This window comes from Streptomyces sp. CA189 (assembly GCF_056428985.1).
In genome coordinates, this window is record NZ_JBWJVM010000002.1 from 218,647 (window position 1) to 239,815 (window position 21,169).

Below are 21,169 nucleotides of genomic sequence, written 5' to 3' on the forward strand. Positions count from 1 at the left end.
CATGCTCGCCGGAATCCTCTCCGCGCTGCGGTCCGCCAGGCCAGACCTGGACGGTACGGCGCTCGCCGAGGCCGTGTGGCTGGCGGCCGGCCTTGCAGCGACGACCCCCGGCGCGCCCGTGCACGCGCGCGGGGACACGCAGGCGGACACGGACTCCGGGGTGTCCGCAGCTGGCCTGCCCGACCCCGCACCCGGCCCCGAAGAGCCGCCTGCCCCTGGTCCTTTCCCCGGCCCGGACCAGGATGCCCGGCGGCCCGGAGCCCCGGACCTGTCCCGCGGCCGGCCCCTGTACGACCGTCTCTCGGGCGAGGCCGGGTGGGTACGCGGTGATGCCCTGTCGATGCCCGATGCGACCGCATTGCCCCATGCCCTGGAGATCACCCGCGCATTGCGCCCCTGGAAGCGGCCATGGCCGCAAGGTCGGCAGGCGCAATTGGACATCGGGAAGACCGTGGAGGCGTACGCGCGGAGCGGGGAACTCAACCCGGTGTTCGCGGCTGCGCCGGAGCGCTGGTTCGACCTGGTGCTGGTCCTGGATCGCACTCCCACGATGGCTGTCTGGCAGGACACGCTCGCCGAGTTCACGGGCATCCTGAAGGGCCTGGGGGCCTTCCGCACCCTTCAGATCAGGGACCTGGCCTTCGACGAACAAGGCGGGCCCACCTTGGCAGGCCGACTGCCCTCCGCCGACGGCCGCAGCCTGGTCCTGGTGGTGTCCGACTGCACGGCTGCGCCCTGGCGTCAGCCGGATGTCTGGCAGCTGCTGCGGCAGTGGGCCGCGGCGACGCCCACGGCACTGCTCAACCCGCTGCCGGCGAAGGCTTGGCGGCGCACGGGCCTGAACCTTCCCGTGGTCCGGTTCTCGCCCACCACCCCGGGCGTGTGCAGCACCCCTCGTCCCGGACCGGGCCCTCACGACGTGGGGGCGGCTGGCGGGACCTGGCTGCCGGTCCCCGTGGTGACGCTGTCCCCGCATTCCCTGGGCCGCTGGTCGCGCGCCGTGATGCGCAGCGACCCGGCGGGATGCAATGCCGTACTCGTACCGCCGCCGGGCGGCACCGGCAGCCCCGCACGTCCACACCCCGTACTGCTGTCGCCCGCCCACCGTGCGCGCGGGTTCCTTAGGACGGCGGCGCCCCGCGCCGCCCGGCTCGCCGTGCTGTGCTCGGCGCTCGCGCCCCGGCTGAACCTGCGGATGCTCTACCTGGTCCGGCAGGAACTGGTACCGGAGACCACGGCGGCCGAGATGGCCGAGGTGCTGACGAGCGGTCTCTTCGAGGTATGGACCGAGGAGGACGGCGCGGTCGAGCTGAGCCTGGGTCCAGAGGTACGGGACGTGCTGCAGGAGGAACTGGCAGCTCCCGAGGTCTGGCGGATCCACCATGCGCTCGGCCGCCATGTTGCCGTCGGCGGGGCGAGCGGGGCGCAGCTGTCGGCGGTCGCGGGCGACCCGTTCGCCGCGACGGAACTTCCCGCGGGCCTGCGGCCCTTCGCCGAGGCATCGCGGCGCACGCTGGAGCTGCTCGGGCTGGTGGGTGGGGAACAGCAGGAACCGGATTCGGCGGCAGCCACCGTCACGACGCCGGAGGCGGAGGGGGGCGAGCCCGTCGGCCGTGCCTCGGAGGCCCGGGAACTGGTCCGGCGGCTCACCCGTGGCGGCTCCCCGGTCCTTTCCGTCTCCGGGCAGGGCGGATCGGGCAAGCGGACGCTCGTCCGGTACGTGGCGCACCGGGCTCGCGACCACTTCCCCGACGGGTTGTACCTGGTGCAGCTGCGGGCCTTCACGCGGGGCGACAGGGGTTTCCGCGGCGACCGCGTCTTCGTCACCCACCTCGCCTCGGAATCGGGGGGTGCGGGGCAGTCCCTGTACGTCGGTACGGTGGCGGAATTCTCAAAGTTCCGGCAGAGCCTGGAAGGCAGAAGGGTCCTGCTGGTGCTGGAGGACGCCGCGAGCGAGGCAGAGGTGCGCGACCTGCTCCCGGACGCCCCTGATTACGCCGTGCTCGCTACCACCCGACGTCCCATGAGCATGGCGGCGGGGAGCCACGCGGTGTGGCTGGGTGTGCTGGCCCAGGAAGACCGCCTTGAGCTCCTGGGCAGGTTCGCCGGCCGTCGGGTGCTCGAAACGGACCCGGAGGGCGCGGTTGCCGTGGCGAAGGCGAGCGGCGGGATGCCACTGGGACTCCGGCTGCTAGGCAAGTGGATCGCCTCGGGGCAGGCACCCGGCCTATCCGAACTCGCCTCTCGCTTGCGGGAAGAGGCGGGAGCAACCCACCGGGGCAGATCCGCGATCGACGGCGTGCTGACGCTGCGGCTGAGCCTGCTCGGGCCCGACGAGGCCCAGACCCTGCTGCTGATGTCCCTGACGCCCACGGGGAGGCTGAGGGTAGGGGACGCCGCCGCCCTGTGCGGCAGGGACGAGCACAGTACGGCACGTGTCCTTGACGGACTGGTCGGCCAAGGCTTGCTGGAAGATGGACTCGACGGCATCCGCCAGTTCCACCCCACGGTCCTCGCCTTCCTCCGGAGGAAGAGTGACGCGGACCTTCCTTCCGCCGTAGCCGGGCAGGCTCTTTCGCGGCTCGTCGCTCTGCATGCGGCCGACACCGCGCACCACCACGGGACGGAACACCCGGGAAGCCGCCTGGCCGAGAACCTCGGCCTGTTGCCGCACTCTGACTCCGGGAGCCGGGAACAGGGCTCCCAACCGGAACTGTCAGACTTGCTGGCCCTCGTGGCTGTAGAGACCCCGCCTTCGCTGCTCTGGCCACGGGCCGCAATGCTCATGCTCCTCTCCGAGCGTGCCGCCGCGCAGCGGCAGACCGTCCTGTATGCGCAGGCCGTACGGGCAGTGCTCGCCGACTCGGACCGGGCCGGGGACGCCAAGAGCCGCACCGTTGCCCAGCTGGCCCGGGCGTGCACCGAGCTGAAGGCGGGGAACACCGAGGCGGCACAGCAGGCCCTGGACGATGTCGATCCGGAACAAGCCCCCACGGGGCTGCTGTTCGCGGCGAACGGCCGTGCGGCCCGGCAGCGTGGAGACCACGAGCGCTCGAAGGCATGGTTCTCGCGGGCACTTGCGGAGTACGAGCGGGCAGGGGAGCGCTACGAGAGCGCTGCGATCCACCTCAGCCTTGCCGAGATCCACTTGGAGGCGAAGGAAGCGAAGCTCGCGGTGCGGGCGGCTGAGCGTGCAGAGGCGAACTTCCGAGAGCTGGGTGCGCCGCAGTGCGTCGCCGAGGCCCTGAAGGTTTGGGAGGAGGGGCTGACTCTCGCGGGACGCTTCGAGGAGGTGCTGAAGGTACAGGTGCGGGCGGCACGGCTCTATGCGTCCCAGCGGATGACCCGCGAAGAAGCCAGGGTCTTCACCCGCCGCGCGCGGACCCTACTGGCTCTCGGCCTGCTGGCGGAGGGCCAGGAATCCACCGAACAGGCGATCCGGCTGCTCGAAGGCGGCAAAGGAGACGAAGGAGACGCGAGAGTTCTGGCCGACGCCGGCTACCTCCTCGGCCACACCCTGCGGCTGCAGGGCGACCACGCTCCCGCACGTGCAGCCTGGCAGAGCGCTCTCGACCGGCTGGGCCCTATGGAGGCCGAGCCGGCGCTTCGGCTGCGACGCCTCCTGGAGCCGTCCGCGGCGCGAACTGCAACCGCACCGTGCACGGTTGTAGCCCTCGCCGTCGAGGGTATCGACGCAGGGCCGCGGTCGCTGCAGTCCGCCCAGCGCAAGGCCTTGGCCGAGGCGTACTGGAAGCTGCTCGCCGCCTGTGGGGCGCCGCTGGAAAGCGCCGAACTGCGGGAGATTCCGGAGGGTCACCTGCTGCTGGTGGACGAATCCGTACCGGTGGCCGGGATCATGTCCGGCCTGCTGGAACTGCTCCCGGTAGAACTCGATGCTCTGAACGGGCGGTTGTCCACCCCGAGGGTCAAAGCCCGGCTAGCCGTCCACATGGGCCCGGTGGACCGCTCCCGCGGCCAGGGACCGGGCGACCGGCCCGATCTCACCGTGCGCGAGGCGTACCGGCTGCTCGAATCCTCCGACTTCCGGCTGCTCTCCGACCTTTCGGGCAGTGCCCGTACGATCTCCGTGTCCGCAGCGGTCTTCGCCGTACTGGAGGAGCACCGCGGCAGTGGCGCCCTGGCCTCGCACTTCCGGCGTCATCGGATCACGGACGGGGAAGGAGAGCTGACCGCCTGGTTCCAGACCCCCGACCGGCCGCTTCCGAAATCGCCCTGGTTCGCGGCCCCGCAGCTCCAGACGGCGCAGGCCCTCGCGCCGCCGCGACCCATGGAGGGGCCGGACGACGACGAACTGCGCTCCTTGCACACGGAACTGCTGGCCCGGGACCCCGATGGCACGCGCATGGGAGCTTTGCTCAGGGACTGTTTCGACGCAGTGCTCGACCCTTTGACCGGGCGCTTCGACCTCGGCCAACTGCAGCGAAGGGAAAGGGCGCTCATCGGCTTGCGGGTGGAGGAGGCTGTCAGGAGGGAGTTCGGCCTGGACTTCGGATCCGAGCTGGATCTGCGGCTCGGTGAGACCGAGTTCGACCTCCGCTTCTCGCTCCGTGCGTACGCGTGGACGTTCCCGCCCGAGACGATGCTCCGGCTCTGCCTGGTCGTCTCCGCCGACGACCTGGAATCGACGTGGTCGGCCGGCCTTCTGCGGGTAAGCGCGGAGTTGCTGAACCAGGGCCACAACAGAGACGGCAAGCGGACTCTGAGGGCTGCTGTCCGCGATCGCGTCCACTGGCTGCATCGCCAGGCGCTGCCGGAGAACTTGCTACTCCACCTTGATCCCGAGACGCGGTCCGCGATCCTGACGTCCGTCCGCGCCCAGGATCGCCTGGCGGAGCTCTTCAGGCGCGTGATGCTGCGTCCGCTCCCGGTGTCGGCGCTGCGTGCGGTGTGCGCCGATCGCCGGGACATCGGCAGACACGTACGCGATGTCCGGTCGGTGCTCGCGCAGGAGGGGATCGCCGTCCACAGTGGGGTGACGCGGCAGGCACGTCCGTCCAGTCTGCCGCCGCTCCGCAGGAACGAGTACATGAGCGTACCTACGGCCGATCACGGGGGCGGCACCCAGGGTGACGATGCGCCGTAGCCGGATCAGCCTCGCTCGCAGCGAGGCTGATCCGGGAGGACTGTCGACGGTCGTTGCGCAGAGTGGCGTCGTTGCGGTGGGGAACCGAGGGATCCGGCCGCCCCTCAGAAGACCTTTCGCGGGTCAGTTTGGTACGTGCTTGCTCCAGGTAGAGGCCAGGACGGGCTCCACGGCCAGCCCCTGTGGGGCGATGTCCACGAGCACGTTCATGCGGCGCAGGGCGCCCAGAAGGAGCTGGATGTCCGGGTGGTCAGGCTGCAGCAGTTCGATCAAGTCCTCCAAAGGCAACGGCTCGTCGAACTCGACAAGCTGTTGGACGAGCGGGTGAAGTGACACGGCGCCGGTCAGGCCCGTGGCCTCAAGGAGCCGGGCACCGTCGGCATTCTGGAGATCCACCGCGAGCCTGGTGAGGGCCCTCTGCGGGGAATGGCCGCGAATGGCGAGGCGGAGAACGTGGTTCAAGAGACTCGGCCATCCGCCGGTGGCCTTCAGGAGCGCACTCTGTTGGGCGGGGTCCCAGAACGGCGCCATCGGGTCCTGTTCCGAGGTCCAACTGCGCAACCCGTCCGCGGTGGCCAGTCGCAAGAAGACCATGTTCTCCTCGTCCGCAGCGGTGAGTTCACGGAGGTGGTCCACATTGGACGGGTCGACCAGGGCGACGACGCAGCGGCTGACGCCCTCCGGCGGCTGCAATGTGACCGCTTGTTCCAAGGCCAGCCTCAACGAACCGAACTTCCGCATGTCGCTGACGATCACGCGGTGACTGCGTCCGGGGGTACCGGCTTGCAGCTGCTTCTTGTAGTCGCCTGGGGACGTCGGGGTGATCAGTGGCGCGATCCGCCCGGGGACCCGATCCCGTTGGCTCGTAAGGGCGGGGAGCACGTCGTCCAGGCCCGCTGCAGAAGATCCGATCACAATCCTCAGCCCGTTGCGTCGGGTGGTGAGATCGGCGATCTGGGCCTCGGTCAGTGGGCTGATGCGGATCCCGGGTAGAGGCCGCCGCGCATGAGTGGCGGACAGGGCCGTGACCGTACCGCCCTCCTGGGAGGAGAGCTCCTCCTCGATCCCGGCAGGCGTTCCCAAGAGGCGCAGGACGTTGGAGGATCGCAGCCGCCAACCCGTCTCGTCGGCCGCCAGGACCCCGAGGCCCACCATTTCCTCCAGGAGGGCGCGGTACTCGTCCGGGGTGGTGGCAGAAAGGGCGTTCGGCCACCATTCGGCGCATTCGGCCCGGAGTTCACGGCCGGCCACCGGCTGGTCCACTCCGTGCCGATAGGCGTAGAGCGCCAGGACGAGGGCGATCAGTTTGTAGCGAGGATCGAGGTGGAGGGTCAGTCGAACGGTGTCCCGGATGCTTTTGGTGAGGGTCGCCGAGCCGATAACCCGCTCCAGCATGTCCTCGTCGATGGTCCACGGCGGATCGCCGTCCGGAGTGCGACAGTTGTGGGTCTCATGGACGAGCGCAGTTCCGATGTGCTGGATGATCTTCGGGTGGTAGTTGGCATAGGCCAGCGCCCGGTGGATGAGAGTGTCGTTCTGGAATCGGATACCCAGGGCCTGCATGGGGTCGTGCAGCAGGCGATAGGCGGCATTCGGGCTCAGCGGGCCGATCACGAGCGGCTCGCCGAAGTGGGCTCCTGCGAGAGGCTGATTGGGGAGTGCCGCGAACCGCTGCACTTGGTGGAGCCCCGCGAAGACCGGCTTGAAGCGCCGGCTGCTGGAACTCATGAGGTTTCGGAGGGCGGTGGTGTGGACGAACCCCTCACGGGCATCCCCGTCGAAGAATTCGTCGCATTCATCGAAGAGGATCAACAATTTGCGCGCGCGATCCTTGTTCAGCCAGTCAGTGATGTCCTCCTCCACCTGGTGCATGGTGTTGGCGCGGTGCTTCGTGCGTTTCGCGATACCTGACTGCTCGAGGCTGCGTGCGAACAGATCCCAGAGCAGTTGGGGCGTGAGACCCATCCCGGAAGGGAGCGGGATGTAGAGACTCTCGTGGTGTCTGGTATTGCGGTAGCGGGCAGCAGCCGCCTTGAGGAGGGCGGATTTGCCGAGTCGTCGGCCCCCGTAGAGGATGCTCGACCCCTGTGGGTCGAGAACGGCTGACAGCTCGTTGGTGCGGCCGTAGAACATCTCTGCGGGCAGGGTGTCGCTCGCTTCGGGAAAGTAGGGGGTAACGGCGCTGAACGGCGCCAGGATGCGCTCCGTTGTGGCGAACAGTCCCGTTCCGCGGGCCGCGAGGAAGGCCAGGGCGCACGCGTCCAGGATCAGGATCGGCTTGTCGCGCCGTGAGACGCATTCCTCTGCCAGGGACCGCCGTTGCGCGACGCTCAGTGCTCCGGCGACGACCACGAGCACCGGCAGCAGGCTGACGTCCTGCTCGATCCATCCCATCAGCGTCCGGGCGTTGGGCACAGCCCTCGTCGTCATGATGCGCAGGCGTCCGTTGGCTCCCGATCCGAACTGCGGGAGGCGAGCCGGTCCGACCAGCTTGACGTCGGTGATCTCGAACCAGCGCCGGTTGGGCGGGTTGGTCAGACCAGCCTCTTGCTCCTGGTCGTACTCGATGCCGGCCAGCCGTAGGGCCAGCCGCAGATGGCGGGTCCTGGAACGCAGGGAGTTCCACTGGCTGTGGAGCTGATGCAGTGAGGTGAGTGCCTCGGCCGCCTGGGAGCGCTGGGCTGGGGGTAGTCCGGAAAAATCCAGGCCGCGGTGGTGCGCCCCGTTGGCAGCATCCTTGATCAACTCGGGTGTGATGCCGGACGTCAGAGCCTCGCAAACAGCCGGGAAGAACGAGTCGAAGTCCGTCACGGGGTCCACCGTGGGCGGTTCGCCGCCCGCACGTGCCGCGATGAGGAACTCCTCGGCAGTGGCCAGATCGCCGCGTGCGATTAGCGAGCGGATCTCGTCGGCCAGCGCCGCCGATGCGTTCGATTCGTTCAACTGCAGTGCGGCAGAGGCCTGGAAGGTACTCTTCGCCTGCTCGGACAGGGCATCCAGCTGATCGTTGATCTCGCCGCACTCCCGCCGGATGGTGCCCAGGTTGTCCCCGCTGAACGCGCCGCCGACGGCCTCCAACTGTGCGGTGACCAGCGAGCGTCCCGGCTCCGGAAGCTGTCCGAGTCGGGCAGCGGTCTCGGCCCTGAGCCGGACCTCCCGGTGGAGGGCGGAAACCTTCTGGCGGCTTACCTCGCGCAACCGGTGGTGTTCCTCCCTCAGGCGGCTGACCACGTCGCTGCGGCCGCCCTGAAGCTCGAACATCTCCAGCGCGGTTCGGGCGGTGGCGTAGTTCTCTGCCGCGGCATGCTCGCGGGCCGCGGTTTCCCATCCCGTACCGAGCGCACGGCGTACGTCGTCGAGGGTGACCGGGCGGACCGGCACCAGCTCGACGTCGAACTCCATGGTGGTGCAGCGGAGCAGATCCCCGTTCAGTGAGGAAACGAGCGACGGTTCGGCCCCCGCGAGTCGGCCTGTCCCAAGGAGAGCTGCTCCTGCTCGCATCGCAGCCAGACAGCGTGAAGCAGCCGCGGCCAGCAGCGGTTGGGACGCTGAGCAAAGCTCCGAGAGTTCCGCGTCCATTTCTGGACGGCACTGATCGATCCGCTCCGCCAAGTGGGAGAACATGGCGGGAGGTTGAAATGATGCGAGATTCTGTACGGAGGTCAGCCAATCGTGTACGAGGTCAAGGGACTCGTGGGCGTACTGAAGGATTCGTCGCCTGGCCGCACCTTGAAGGCGGGCCTTCTTGTGCCGTTTCTGGTTGTCCGTGGCCGTTAGTCGCTGGTCCAGGGCCTCCGGCTTGCGTAGAGCCAGCAGCTCCGCACGGACGAAGTCCGACCGGGCCCGGTCGTCCCGCGCCACCGCGTGGAGAACGTTTCCGATGGGTCCGACCTCGCTCCACCATTCTCGGACGATTTCGTTGGCTCGAGGGAAGTGCAGACTTCGTGGCTCGGCGAGGCTGTCCCGAGCGAGCGCGCAGACGGAACTTACATCGACGTCGGCATCCGAGTCCCCGTCACTTCCCGCAGGGGCAGGGACGATGGCATGGGCGCTCAGTTGTCCACGGGCACACGCCTCGGCCGTGACTGTCAGCGTGGCACGGAGACCCGGCAATTCGTACAGGGATTCGGTGAGGGACCGGAGTAGTTCCCCAGCTGCCGGATCACCCGATACCAGGCAGGCGCGGAAGAGCGCCGCAGCGCGCAGGAGCAGATCGGGGAGGCCGAGCAGCGGCCGCTTCCCGCTCAATGCGACGAGATCCCCACGCAGAGATTCCGCACACGCACCGGTCGCCGTTCGCATGGAGTCGGCGAGGACGAACAGTCGCAGGCTGGCGGCGAGTTCCAGTCGGCCGGCCACGCTCGCTGCATGGTAAGCCAGGGCGGATTCCTCCTGGGCCATGACGTGCGCAATCATCCCGTCCGCCGGATCGGTGTGCTTCTCGGCGGTAGGTGAAGCGGTCGCCGTGCCCTCCTGCGAAGGCATCACCACAGGGCGTGATTCGTCAGCTCCGGCCGCGGCCACCCGAGCAACGTCGTCCTGGTCCCCGCCCGGGAGTTCCCCCGACAGCTCGTTCCTTTTGTGCTGACGGGGGACCACACGACTGCTGGTGCTTTCGTCCGAGGCCGTTTGCTGGATGGCAGGGGAAGGTGTCCCGGCAATGCGAGATGTCGGTTCCGGGGCCGAAGGGCGCTGCTCGAGACGGTCTGGCTCGTGGACGCCTGCGTCCGCCTCATCCGCGTCAATGTGCTGCGTTTCTGCTGTACATGGCTCTTGCGAAGTGTTCTCACCCGACGGCACCTCGCTCTCGGTCACCAGAGCGTCGTTCGGATTCCCTTCCTCCTCCTGGGCCCACGTGGTTGGCCCAGGAGGGAAGACGGCCTTGCTGCGAAGTACCAAGAGGATGGCCGGGGAAATAACCTCAGGCAGCGCGGTGCGCAGCCTGGCATCGAGTTCCTCGATCTGCGCTTCGTCGTCGTGCTCCACGGCGTCGGCCAGCGCAACCAGATGTGCGAGCAACTCGGCGAGGCTGTTGTCGCCCTCGTCCCAGAACTCCGACCGAAGCAGTCGTGCAGCCTGTTCCCGAAGCTCCGCGATCGCCGCGTACTCCTGGGCGACCGCAACCATGCCGGCCCTCGTCAGTGCCGGAGTGAGCCGTCCACGGCTGTCAAGACGGCGGGACCTCTCCCGAAGTAGGGCGGAGACATCCAGGCAGCGGACAGGCAAGGCCTCAGACGACAGAGCACCCACTGTGGCGAGGCGGGCATGCAATGAGGTGATGTGAGTGAGAAGGGTTTCCGCCGGTTCCCAGGCGCGAGGGTCCGGGAGGCTTCCCGCTTCGAGCAGATCAGCGGCCCGCCTCACGGACGCAGCAGCCAGCTCGAAGAGTTGCTCCAGGTGTACGGCGGCTTCCTCGCACTTCTCGGGGTCGTCGAGCAGGAAGTACTCGACCTTGCCGACCGGATCCGTCTCCTCCCCGAGGTCGGTTGCGAGGTGTGCCGGCGCGGGTGCGGTGCGGCGTTGCGCCCACTCGGCGGCAAGACGGTCACAGGCATCTGCAATCGCCGCCACCTGATCGGCGGGCCAGGATGGCAGTGCCCTATTCCGCAGTGCCCATGCGAGGACGCGTGCCTGCCCGGGATCCTTGCTCCAGAAGGCGAACGCGGTCAGCAGGAGCTCGACCCTCGGTGCCTGCTCCAGGCTCTCTTCCAGGACCCCGCCCCCGGTGCCTGCTGCCCATTGTGTCCTGGCCTGGGAGAATCCCTCGTAGAGGGGACCGCCCAGTGTCTGCGCATCGAGCAGCCTCTGCCCAGAGGATCGTTGCGACCTCAGCTGGGACAGAGCGTGCCCGCAGATCGTCGGTGTCAGTTTCCCCATGGCCGGAACTCGCAGCCGCTGCAACAGCTGGGTGCGCTGCGTCTTGCCCATGCGGTTGAGCAGGTCGCTCAATTCGCTGTGGTCCAGTACGGCGAGCACGTCGCCAAGAGGATCTCCGAGCAGAGCCAGCCCGTTGGCCACTTCGTCCCGCGGCGCGGCGGGGGCTTCTGTATCCCTGCTGCGCGGCTTCCCCGTCATCTTGGCTTTCGTCATCCGTTGTTGAATCGCCTTTCCTGGTGCTGCGGAACGTGCCGGTGCCATGGCTTGCCCGCGCCAGATCCTCGAAGGTGTCCGTGCACAAACGTGGTTCCGGTGGGCAGTTCCGTGTCGGTGTCGATTCCTTCTACTTCCCTACGCCAGCGTGCGTAGTCCAGCCTGGATTGAGGTGAGGCCTGCTGTCCGGACGGCAGGCGCCGTTCCCGAGGCCGTACCCAGTGGCGGCTCATCGGGTCCCCGGGCGTATCGCCATCCCCCCAGGCTCCGGCCTCACGTGCTTCCTGTGCGCGGGGAGTGTCCGGCCACCAGGTGAAGACGTCCGGGCCGCTCCGGGCGGAGGCCGTCTGAGTCAGCATGCCGAGCACGGCCATGTCCTCACAGGTGTGAATGACCGTCCAGAGCAGCGCTGGGGACCGCGTGTCCGGACCGAACAGCGCGGCTGTCAGACGGCGGCCGTCAAGAGCGCGGCTGCCTGCGGGACCGCTGTCGCCGTCCCGCTTCAGGGACTCGACCACCAGGTGCTCGAGGGAGGCAACCGCTGGACGCCAGGCATTCCTCTCCACCGAGGGATGCCACCGCTCCCGCTCCGTGCCGCTGCACTGGAGCTCGGTGAGGCCCATCCCTTGGGCGAACAGCTCCCAGTCGCACTCCCACCTCACGGGACCGAAGCCGGGTACGGCCACCGGCTCGGGGTACCGGACGCTGGTGGCGACCAGCCTCCGTCCGGCTCTGGCAGCGGCGATGGTCAGGCGAATGCCCGGGTACACACTGGGTGGCCAGCACACACCGGCGACCCCCGACGAAGTGGAGCTCACCGGCTGTACCTCTACCCCGGTTCCCGGATCGGCGTCATCGTGATGCAGACGCAGCACCAAGGCGCCCGGCGGTAGCAGGCTTTTGACAGGCCCGGTCAGTGCGAGTCTCCCGCCCCGCAGGTCTGCCTTGCTCAAGGAGACTGTCAGTACCACCAGTTCATCGTCGACGTGCTCCACGTGCACGCGGCTGCCGATGCTATGTGCCGCTCCAGGGGTCCTTGTCGCTTGACCGGCGGCCGCCTCGGCGAATCCGATGCCTGCTGGGGCCAGCGGGTCTAGTGCTTCCAGCAGCGAGGTCGTCGGGAGCGGCTGTGTGCGCCAGATCCCGCCCTGCTGCCACTGGTCGTCGATCCGCAGGTCGATGCCGGCACCGTGTCGGCCGTCCGCCACAGTGTCGGCGAGTGCCAGGTTGGCATCGATCACCGTGGCGGCTCCGCCAACTCCAGCCAGGGAATCGCTGCCCTCGTGACCCCGAGCGGTGAGGGTCTCAAGTAGAGGCCAGAGCGCCGAATAGCGTGCCGCACCGCCCGGTGCAGGTCGGGCCACAGCGCAGCGGACCTCATGCGCCAGATCGGTGGCGGCGAACGCCTCGGCTGACTGTGTCGAACGGCCGTACAGGCCCCAACTGCGTATTGCGTCGGCCGAAGCCATGATGGTGGCCACGCAGGTCACGGCGGCCCGGACGGCACGCGCGACGACGGCGGCGTCCGCGCCTTCATCCAGCCATTGGGGGAGGGGCCCCAGCTCCAACAGAGGGCGTCCGGAACCGGCGAGAAACTCCGCGAAGGAGCCGATCTGATCGCGGGCGGATATGTCTCCCGCCATGACCGGGACCCTGCCGACGAGGTGGCTTCGCTCAAATCCACCTCCGGGGCGGAGCCACCGCCCCTGCTCCACCGCCTCGTTCGCGCTCAACGGACCGAATACCTTGGTGTCGATCACGACGCGCTGTTCGTCGACTTCTTGCCCTGCTGGGGCGCCGGACAGGGAGGCGACGGTCCAGCCGTCCGGCTCCACACCCTCCCGGCTTCCAAATGCAGCGGCCACCTCGCCCCAAACTTCCCGTGACCCACGGGTGAGACGGACGAATGCCCCTGGGGGAAGGGCTGGCAAAGCCCCGCCCATGGCCACTTCGACAAAGGCGGTCGGGTCCAGATCTGACTGGTAGCGCCGTATGGACGGGTCATAGCCGAAGTACACCGCGTTGAACGCGCTGTTGATGTGCAGGATGCCCTCGCGGGCCTCCATGACTCCCACCAGGTGACTTTCGATCCTGCTTCTTATGTCCTTCGGGACCGCATCAATTCCAAGGAGGACCTCTGGGCAAAGCAGCGATTCGCCTCCACCGGGACGCCACATGGCAGCTCCCTCCCCGTCCGGTCGATCACCGGGCGCTACTGCCGTCCGCTCGGCAGTAGATGAACGCTATTCGTACCTCACTGGGTGGATCGTGCACAGGGATATCGCAAAGTCGACCTGTTAGTGAACGCGGGGTTCAAGCACGCGCCCCTGTGTCGGCGGCCGGCGACCCGAGCCCGGAGCCCTGAACCAGACCACGCCTGGGCTGCCGCGAGGTTGAAAGACCTGGGGAAAGCTGACCGAACTTGCGAACGGTTGTAGGCTGCCGGGAACGCCCTTGACCTGCGTGAAGTGGGCAGGGAGCAGACATTCCGGGAGATAAATCATGCTTCGCACCATGTTCAAGTCCAACATCGAGTATCCGGGTGTTTACGCAGGTCAGAGGCATCTTCGCCTGGGTCTGGTCAGCAAGCGGTCAGCGTCGGTCCCGGTCGATTCCTGCGGTTGCTGAGCTCGGACACGGGAGGGGCCGACGGCCTCCCGGACGGACGACTAGGGGAGAGCCCACGCGAAACGGGGCCCCGGACGTAAACTGAAAGCAACCCACGTCGTGTGCGAGCCCGGCGGAAGGGGTTGCCATGACTCCATGGCCAATTCCCGGTGGACCCGGCGGTACGGCCTGGGCACCCGAGACGGTCACGGCCGACCCGTACAACGCTCAGACGCCGTCGGCCGCGCTTGTCGAGCCGGTCACGCCCGTGGGCGCCTTCTTCGTACGCGACCACTTCGGCATCCCGCAGACGAAACCCGGTCGGTGGCGGCTGCGGCTCGTCGGCGGACCCGCGGCCGAGCCGTTCGACATCGGCTACGACGAACTGCTCACGATGGAGCGCCGGGAGCTCGACGTCGTACTGGAATGCGCGGGGAACGGCCGCAGTCAGATGTCACCCCGGCCACCCGGCCTGCCGTGGGGGCAAGGGGCCGTCGGGTGTGCGCATTTCGCAGGGGTGCCCTTCCACTGCCTTGCCACCCCGGCCCGGATCGACCGGGAAGCCGTTGAAGTCATCTTCACGGGAGCCGACTCCGGCACCGTGCACGGCCGCCGGGCGGCCTTCGAACGGAGCCTCCCGCTCGCCGTGGCCCTCCATCCGGACACCCTCCTCGCCACCCACATGAACGGCGAGCCGCTCGCGCCCGAGCACGGGGCGCCGGTCCGTCTGGTGGTCCCCGGGCGGTACGCGGTCGCCGACGTGAAGTGGCTGGTCGAGGCGCGGGCCGTGAGGGAGCCCTTCAGCGGGGTCTTCCAGGCTGAGGAGTACGTCTATCGTGCGTCGCGCGGCACCCCCGACGGGCCCGTGACGACCGTGCGGGTCAAGTCCCTCATCACCGCACCCGAACCGGAATCGACGGTCCGCCACGGTCACGAGACCCTTGTACGCGGCCGGGCCTGGTCGGGCGGAGGGGTTCCCGTGCGGCGGGTCCAGGTGCGGGCCGCGTACGAGGAAGCGGACTGGCACGACGCTGTGCTCGACGAGCCGCCGTCCGGGCCGTACGCCTGGACCGGCTGGTCGTACCAGTGGACGCCCCGTCGGCCCGGCCCGTACCGGCTATTGGCCCGCGCGACCGACGAGCACGGCGAAACCCAGCCGCCACGGGCTCCGTGGAACGCCGGCGGCTACGGCTGCAACCCCGTGGCATCCGTCGAGGTGGTCGTCGTGTGAGGGTTCAGGAGACGACATGAGCGAGATCGACATCATGACGACCGTGTCGCTCGGTGACACCAGTTATCTCCTCGTCAGCGGCGACGAGGCCGCGCTGGTCGACCCGCAGCGGGACAGCTGGGGGCTGATGGAGTCCTGTGCCTCAAGGGGCGTACGGATCCGGTACGTCCTGGAGACACATGTGCACAACGACTACGTCTCCGGCGCTCTGGAGGTCCGCGCGGCCACCGGCGCCACGGTGGCCGGCCCGGCCCGTGCCCCCTACGCGTTCGATCATCTGGGGCTGGCGGAGGACGATGAGATCTGCTTCGGGGACGTGACCGTGCGGGCGATGGAGACGCCCGGGCACACCGTCGAGCACACGGCGTATCTCGTCTTCGACGACACACGGCAGCCGCCGACGGCCGTCTTCACCGGAGGCAGCCTCCTCGTCGGCTACGCAGGCCGCACCGACCTGTCCGGCGAGGACCACGCGGAGGAGCTCTCCCGGGCGCAGTTCCGTTCGCTGCGGCGACTGGTGCTGCTGCCGGATGCCACGCGGGTGCTGCCGACGCACGGAGCAGGGAGTTCCTGCGCGGCCGGCCCGGTGTCGGGGGCCAGGACGACCACCATGGGCGCCGAGCGGCATACCAACCCCGCGCTGACCACCCGGAACGAGGAGGAGTTCGTCAGCGGGCGGATGGCGGGCCTGCCGCCGTACCCCGCCTACTACCACTACATGGCGCCGATCAACCGGTCCGGGCCGGCCGTACTCGGCGGCCCGCCCACGCTCCGGCCGCTCACCCCCGCCGTGGTGGAAGGCCTGGCCGGGGGCGGCGCGCAGATCGTCGACGGCCGCGAGCGCAGAGGGTTCGCCGCCGCCCATCTGCCCGGCTCGCTCTGTGATGAGCTGGACGACCGCTTCGCGAGCCTGGTCGGCGAGGTCGTGCCCTTCGGCACGCGCCTGGTGCTGGTGCTGCCGGAGCCGGCGGAGGAGGCGGCCGACGAGGCGATGCTCCAGCTGCTGCGGATCGGATACGAGAACGTCGCGGGGTATCTGGCAGGTGGCACGGACGCCTGGGCCGCCGCCGGCCGCCCGCTGCGTTCCTTCCGTACCGCGGACGCGTCCGAGCTGGTCGGCCATACCGCGGAGAAGTGGGTGCTCGACGTACGCCCGGAACGCCCGGAGGGCGGAATTCCGGGCACGCTCGCCCTCCCTCTCGCCGAACTGCCCCGGCGGCTCGGCGAGCTGCCCCGGGACCGCGAGATCTGGACGGTCTGCGGGAGCGGCCGCCGGGCCACCATCGCGGCGAGCCTGCTCGACCGGGCGGGCGTCTCCGTGACGGCGGTGGTCAGGGGCGGCGTGCGGGACTTGATGGCACACGTGTGAAGAGGAAGGAAGGCGAAGACGATGGGTGGCAACGGATACGCACATCCGGAGACACTGGTGGACACCGAGTGGCTGGCGGGACACCTCGACGACGCAACGGTGCGGGTCATCGACGTGGACGAGGACACCACCGCGTACGAACAGGGGCACATCCCAGGATCCGTGGGCTGGAACTGGACCAAGGACCTGCACACCGCCGTCGGGCGTGACTACCTGGACCGTGACGCGCTGGGGCAGCTGCTGGCCGAGGCCGGCGTCGCCCACGACACCACCGTGATCCTTTACGGAGGCAACAACAACTGGTTTGCCGCGTACGCCTACTGGATCCTGCGGCTGCGCGGGTTCAGCGAGGTGAAGCTGCTCGACGGCGGCCGGAAGAAGTGGGAGTTGGAAAGCCGCGAGATGACGCAGGAGGTCAAGGAGTACGAGCGCACCGGCTTCACGGTGGCAGGTCAGGAGAACCCGCAGTTCCGTGCGTTGCGCGGCGAAGTGCTGGAGAGCGTGGGTTCCGCGGTGCGGATGGTCGACGTCCGGTCCCCGGAGGAGTACCGGGGCGAAAAGCTGGCTCCTCCTCACCTGCCGCAGGAGCAGGCCCAGGTGCCCGGCCACATCCCCGGCGCGGCCAATGTCCCCTGGGCGCAGGCGGCCAACGACGACGGGACGTTCAAGTCGGCCGGCGAACTGAAGGCGCTCTACACAGGGAAGGGCATCACCGCCGACCGAGAGGTCATCGCCTACTGCCGTATAGGTGAGCGCTCCTCGCACACGTGGTTCGCGCTCCACGAACTGCTCGGCTACCCGGACGTCAAGAATTATGACGGTTCCTGGACCGAGTACGGCTCGCTGGTGCGGGCTCCTGTCGAAATCGGGTGACATGGGCGGCACTCTCAACGACCTCACCCAGCGGACGTGTTCGGCTTCCAGATGCCCGAAGCGATTTCGTCGCCGCCGGGCGCGGGCGGAATCCAGCCAGGCGTCCGGCAGCCGAGTGCGGGAGGCGGCGGGCGACCGTTGCTGCGGTACGGAATAGGCCTGCCCCCGGACGGCCAGGCCGACCGCCACACCATGCTTGCAGAAGTTGCCCTCGTGGGTACGGTCGTCGCACCAGCCGGTGAGCCCGCCGCCCTCGTCCTCGGTCAGTTCCACCTCGTAGGTGCCGCTTCCGTCGACCGTGGCGGTGATCGCCTCGTCCCCGATCGCCAACCGTGAGACCGCGGACAGATAGCCGAGCCCTCGCTCGAAGGAGCGTGCCCCCGCCAGACGGCGCAGGTCTTTCACGTGAAACCCAGCCTCTTCGGATTCCGCTCAGGCCGTGTCAGCTTCAACGGCAGGTTGTGTATTCGTCAACTGACGCGAGGCCAAGGCAGTTCTAGTTGCTGCCCTCCCCGGCCGGAGGGAGGATGGAAGGGAGTTGCGGCCCACGGCTGGGCCCCGGGCCGTCTTGGTCCCGTTGGCGGCCGGCACGCGGATGGTCCCGACCCGTGATTCCGTATTCCTGCGATGTCCCATCTGGGGGCCGGATGGCGCGAGTCCCGCGCGGCGTGGTCGATGCGCGCGGCCGGCAAGCGGTCGTACACGATCACGAAGGCGCTCTGATGGCATTGGACCTGGAGAGCGGCGCGCTGCTGTGGCGCCACGGGCCGAGTCTGCGGCCGTGCGCTCTGATCGCCGATTCGGTGGTAGCCCTGCGGATCAGTCCGTCGCCGACGCTGGTGGTCGTGGTGCTCGATGCAGCGACCGGTGAGGACCGCTGGACGTCGGAGCCGGTCGACCTGCCGCCATGGGCTCGTTGCACCCTCAACGACACCCGCGATTTCACTCTGCGCACCGAGACGGACGAAGACGCCGTGTTGATCCACTGGGTCGCCCGGACCTGGTACGACGGTGGCGCCCCACCGAGCGCACGGGTCCTGGAGGAGTCCCGGCGAGAGGCGCACGGAGCCATGCGGGTCGTTCCGGCGGACCCCCATGCGGTGGAGGTGCTGCCGGAGGCGGAGGCATTGCCGGAGTCGGCCGACGCCGGTGTGCCACCCCTGGTACCACCGGCGGCTCCCCCATCGCAGTCGGCCGCCGATGTGCTGGACCAGAGCCCGGTCGGCGACATGCGCGTGGAGCTCGCCCTTCGCCCCGACTCCGGAGCCATCGTCCTGAGGGCGGTGGCTCCCCTCACTGGCATGGTCAAGTGGGAGGTGGAACTGGACCACGCGACCACAAGGCGGGCGCCCAGGCTTCGGCCCTAGCCACACCCGCATTCTCATCCTGATCAGGGGTGCATCATGACCATCTCAGACGAAGAACTCGCGCAATCGAAGAACATCAGCGTCGCGCAGGTGCAGTTGCTGTGCCGAGCCCGGGGTACGACGAACGAGACGCTCCTGGCCCTGCCCGAAGCCGCAGTGCGGCGGGCCCTGCTCCGCCTCGACTTTCCCGACCTCCCCACCGCCCGTGGGCTCTTCCGCCTCAAGCAGGAGCGCAGCGACGACGGAAGCGTCCGGCCGCACGCCCTGGGCACGGCCTACAAGCAGGTGAAGGATCTGCTGAGTCGCGAGACCCCACCGGCGATCGCGGGTGTACCGACCGGACCGAATGGTCAGGGGACCAGGGGAGGGCCTGCCCCGACGGGCGGTTTGCAGTTGGCCAACTGGATGTGGCTCGGCCCCGGAAACATCGGTGGGCGCACGCGCGGCATCGTGATCCACCCGGTGCAACCGGACAGGATGTGGGCCGTGAGCGCCGGCGGCGGCGTGTGGCACACCGACAACGGCGGTGCCCAGTGGGACCCCGTCGACGACTTCCTGGAGAACCTCGCGTGCGCCTGCATCGCACGGGACCCGTCCGATGCGGACACGATGTACGTGGGGACCGGTGAGGCCTTCCAGAACCTCGATGCCATACGCGGCAACGGGATCTTCGTCACGACCGACGCGGTCGACTGGACTCCGATCACGGCCACCCAGACCCCGGACTTCCGGTTCGTGAGCCGGATCGCGGTGTCGCAGTCCGGGAAGGTCGTGCTCGCGGCCACGTCCACCGGCCTCTTCCGCAGCGCCGATCCCGCGCGGGCCACCTGGACCAAAGTCCTGGACAACCCTCTGGGCGACGTCAGATTCGATCCTCAGGACAGCAGCAAGGCGGTCGCCGGGGCGCTGCGGGACGGTGCGGCCTGGTTCAGCCGGGACGGCGGTCTCACCTGGGACCTCGCGGTCAACGGCCCGTGGATCGGCCGGGTCGAGCTCGCGTACGCGGAGAAGGCCCCGGATATCGTCTACGCGTCGGTTCAGATGACCACCGGCCAGATCTGGCGGTCGCGGGACGGCGGTGCGAGCTACCAGAAGAGGAAGACACTGACCACGGGTGGCCTCCCGTCGGACTACCTGGGCAAGCAGGGCTGGTACGACAACGCGATCTGGGCCGGGGACCCGACCGACGCGGACCTGGTGCTGGTCGGCGGAGTCAACCTGTTCCGCAGCACGGACGGCGGCGACCATCTGGCCGAGATCAGCACGTGGTGGGATCCCGGCTCGGCTCACGCCGACCAGCACGCCATCGTCTCGCACCCCTCCTACGACGGGCTCACCAACCGAACGGTGTTCTTCGGCAACGACGGTGGAGTGTTCAAGGCGGACGACCTGGCCGTTGTGGGAAGCGAGCCGCAGCCTCCGTTCGTGAACGGCTGGACCGAGCTGGTGAACAACTACGGTGTGACCCAGTTCTTCGGCGGGGCGGGCCACGTCGGCAGCGGGAAGATCATCGGCGGTGCACAGGACAACGGCTCGCTCACCTTCAACCCTGCCCTCGGCACCCAGGACTGGCGGCCGTTCTTCGGCGGTGACGGCGGCTGGTGTGCCTCTGACCCGACCGACCCCGACGTGTTCTACGGCGAGTACGTCTTCCTGAACATCCACCGCAACACCGATGGTGCCACCACCGACGACACACAAGGTGACCGCTACATCAGCGGCCAGTTCTTCAACTTCGCGACAGGCGACTGGGACTGGAAGCAGGTGCCCTTCCGCATCACGGACGCGAAGAACGAGGACGCGCTCTTCATCGCCCCCTTCATGCTCGATCCCAACAATGAGAACCGGATCCTGGCAGGCGGGCTGTCGCTGTGGCGGACGGACAATGCCAAGCAGCCGAACACCGCCACCACTGGGCCGACCTGGCGGGCGGTGAAGCCCAACGCCGGCTCGATGATCAGCGCGATCGCGGTGACGCGCGGTGACTCGGACGCGGTGTGGGTGGGCCACGAGGACGGCATGGTCTTCCGCACAGCCAACGGCACCGCGACGACGCCCACCTGGTCGCGAGTCGGTGTGACGGGCCCGAGTCCGCTGACGCCACGGCGCTACTGCACCTGCATCACCGTGCATCCGACGGACCCGGACACCGTCTACGTGGCGTTCGGCGGATACGAGCGCGGCAACCTGTGGGTGACCACGGATGCCGGCGCGCGGTGGACCAACCTCGCCACCGCTCTGCCACGCGCTCCGATCCGGGCCCTGGCGGTGCATCCGCGGCGGACGAAGCTGCTCTACTGCGGCACCGAGGTCGGGCTGTTCGCCAGCGAGAACGCCGGGGCGAGCTGGTCGCCGACGAACGAGGGCCCGACCAACTGCTCGGTCGACGACCTGTTCTGGATGGACGAGACGCTCGTCTGTGTGACTCACGGCCGCGGGATGTTCCGGATCGACCTGTCGACGATCCCGTAGGGCGACCCGATCTTCGGCCCGATCTTCGGCCCGGTCGTCAGGCCGGGCCGACGTCG

General features: G+C 68.7%; 8 protein-coding genes. 6 read left to right on the top strand and 2 right to left on the bottom strand.

Translation table 11 applies throughout. From position 1 onward, the window contains the following. The first annotated feature begins 1 nt into the window (after position 1). The gene (locus tag AC061S_RS03270) at positions 2-5,104 is read left to right on the top strand and encodes a NaeI family type II restriction endonuclease (RefSeq protein WP_478684273.1); all 5,103 of its coding nucleotides are present in this window, start codon (positions 2-4) and stop codon (positions 5,102-5,104) included. A gap of 123 nt (positions 5,105-5,227) precedes the next feature. Here AC061S_RS03270 and AC061S_RS03275 read toward each other — a convergent pair whose 3' ends face one another. Together AC061S_RS03275 and AC061S_RS03280 are read right to left on the bottom strand one after the other, a co-directional pair. Further along, positions 5,228-11,194: a hypothetical protein gene (locus AC061S_RS03275; protein WP_478684274.1), complete on the bottom strand. Its 5,967-nt coding sequence runs from the start codon at positions 11,192-11,194 to the stop codon at positions 5,228-5,230. Further along, complete coding sequence (locus AC061S_RS03280; RefSeq protein WP_478684275.1) at positions 11,191-13,260, bottom strand: hypothetical protein; 2,070 nt, start codon at positions 13,258-13,260, stop codon at positions 11,191-11,193. Before AC061S_RS03280 ends, AC061S_RS03275 begins: the two co-directional genes overlap by 4 nt. A gap of 689 nt (positions 13,261-13,949) precedes the next feature. Between AC061S_RS03280 and AC061S_RS03285 the strand changes: the two genes are divergently transcribed. The 5 genes from AC061S_RS03285 (at position 13,950) to AC061S_RS03305 (ending at position 21,113) form a co-directional block, all read left to right on the top strand. After that, the gene (locus tag AC061S_RS03285; RefSeq protein WP_478684276.1) at positions 13,950-15,032 is read left to right on the top strand and encodes a sulfite oxidase; all 1,083 of its coding nucleotides are present in this window, start codon (positions 13,950-13,952) and stop codon (positions 15,030-15,032) included. A 16-nt stretch (positions 15,033-15,048) separates the two neighbouring features. Beyond that, positions 15,049-16,401: an MBL fold metallo-hydrolase gene (locus AC061S_RS03290; RefSeq protein ID WP_478684277.1), complete on the top strand. Its 1,353-nt coding sequence runs from the start codon at positions 15,049-15,051 to the stop codon at positions 16,399-16,401. A 21-nt stretch (positions 16,402-16,422) separates the two neighbouring features. After that, entirely contained in the window at positions 16,423-17,274 is an 852-nt protein-coding gene (locus AC061S_RS03295; RefSeq protein ID WP_478684278.1) for a sulfurtransferase, read from the top strand. A 722-nt stretch (positions 17,275-17,996) separates the two neighbouring features. After that, positions 17,997-18,641 (top strand): hypothetical protein, encoded by a 645-nt coding sequence (locus AC061S_RS03300; protein ID WP_478684279.1) that lies wholly within the window; start codon positions 17,997-17,999, stop codon positions 18,639-18,641. A gap of 36 nt (positions 18,642-18,677) precedes the next feature. Continuing rightward, positions 18,678-21,113: a WD40/YVTN/BNR-like repeat-containing protein gene (locus AC061S_RS03305; protein WP_478684280.1), complete on the top strand. Its 2,436-nt coding sequence runs from the start codon at positions 18,678-18,680 to the stop codon at positions 21,111-21,113. The last annotated feature ends 56 nt before the right edge of the window (positions 21,114-21,169 follow it).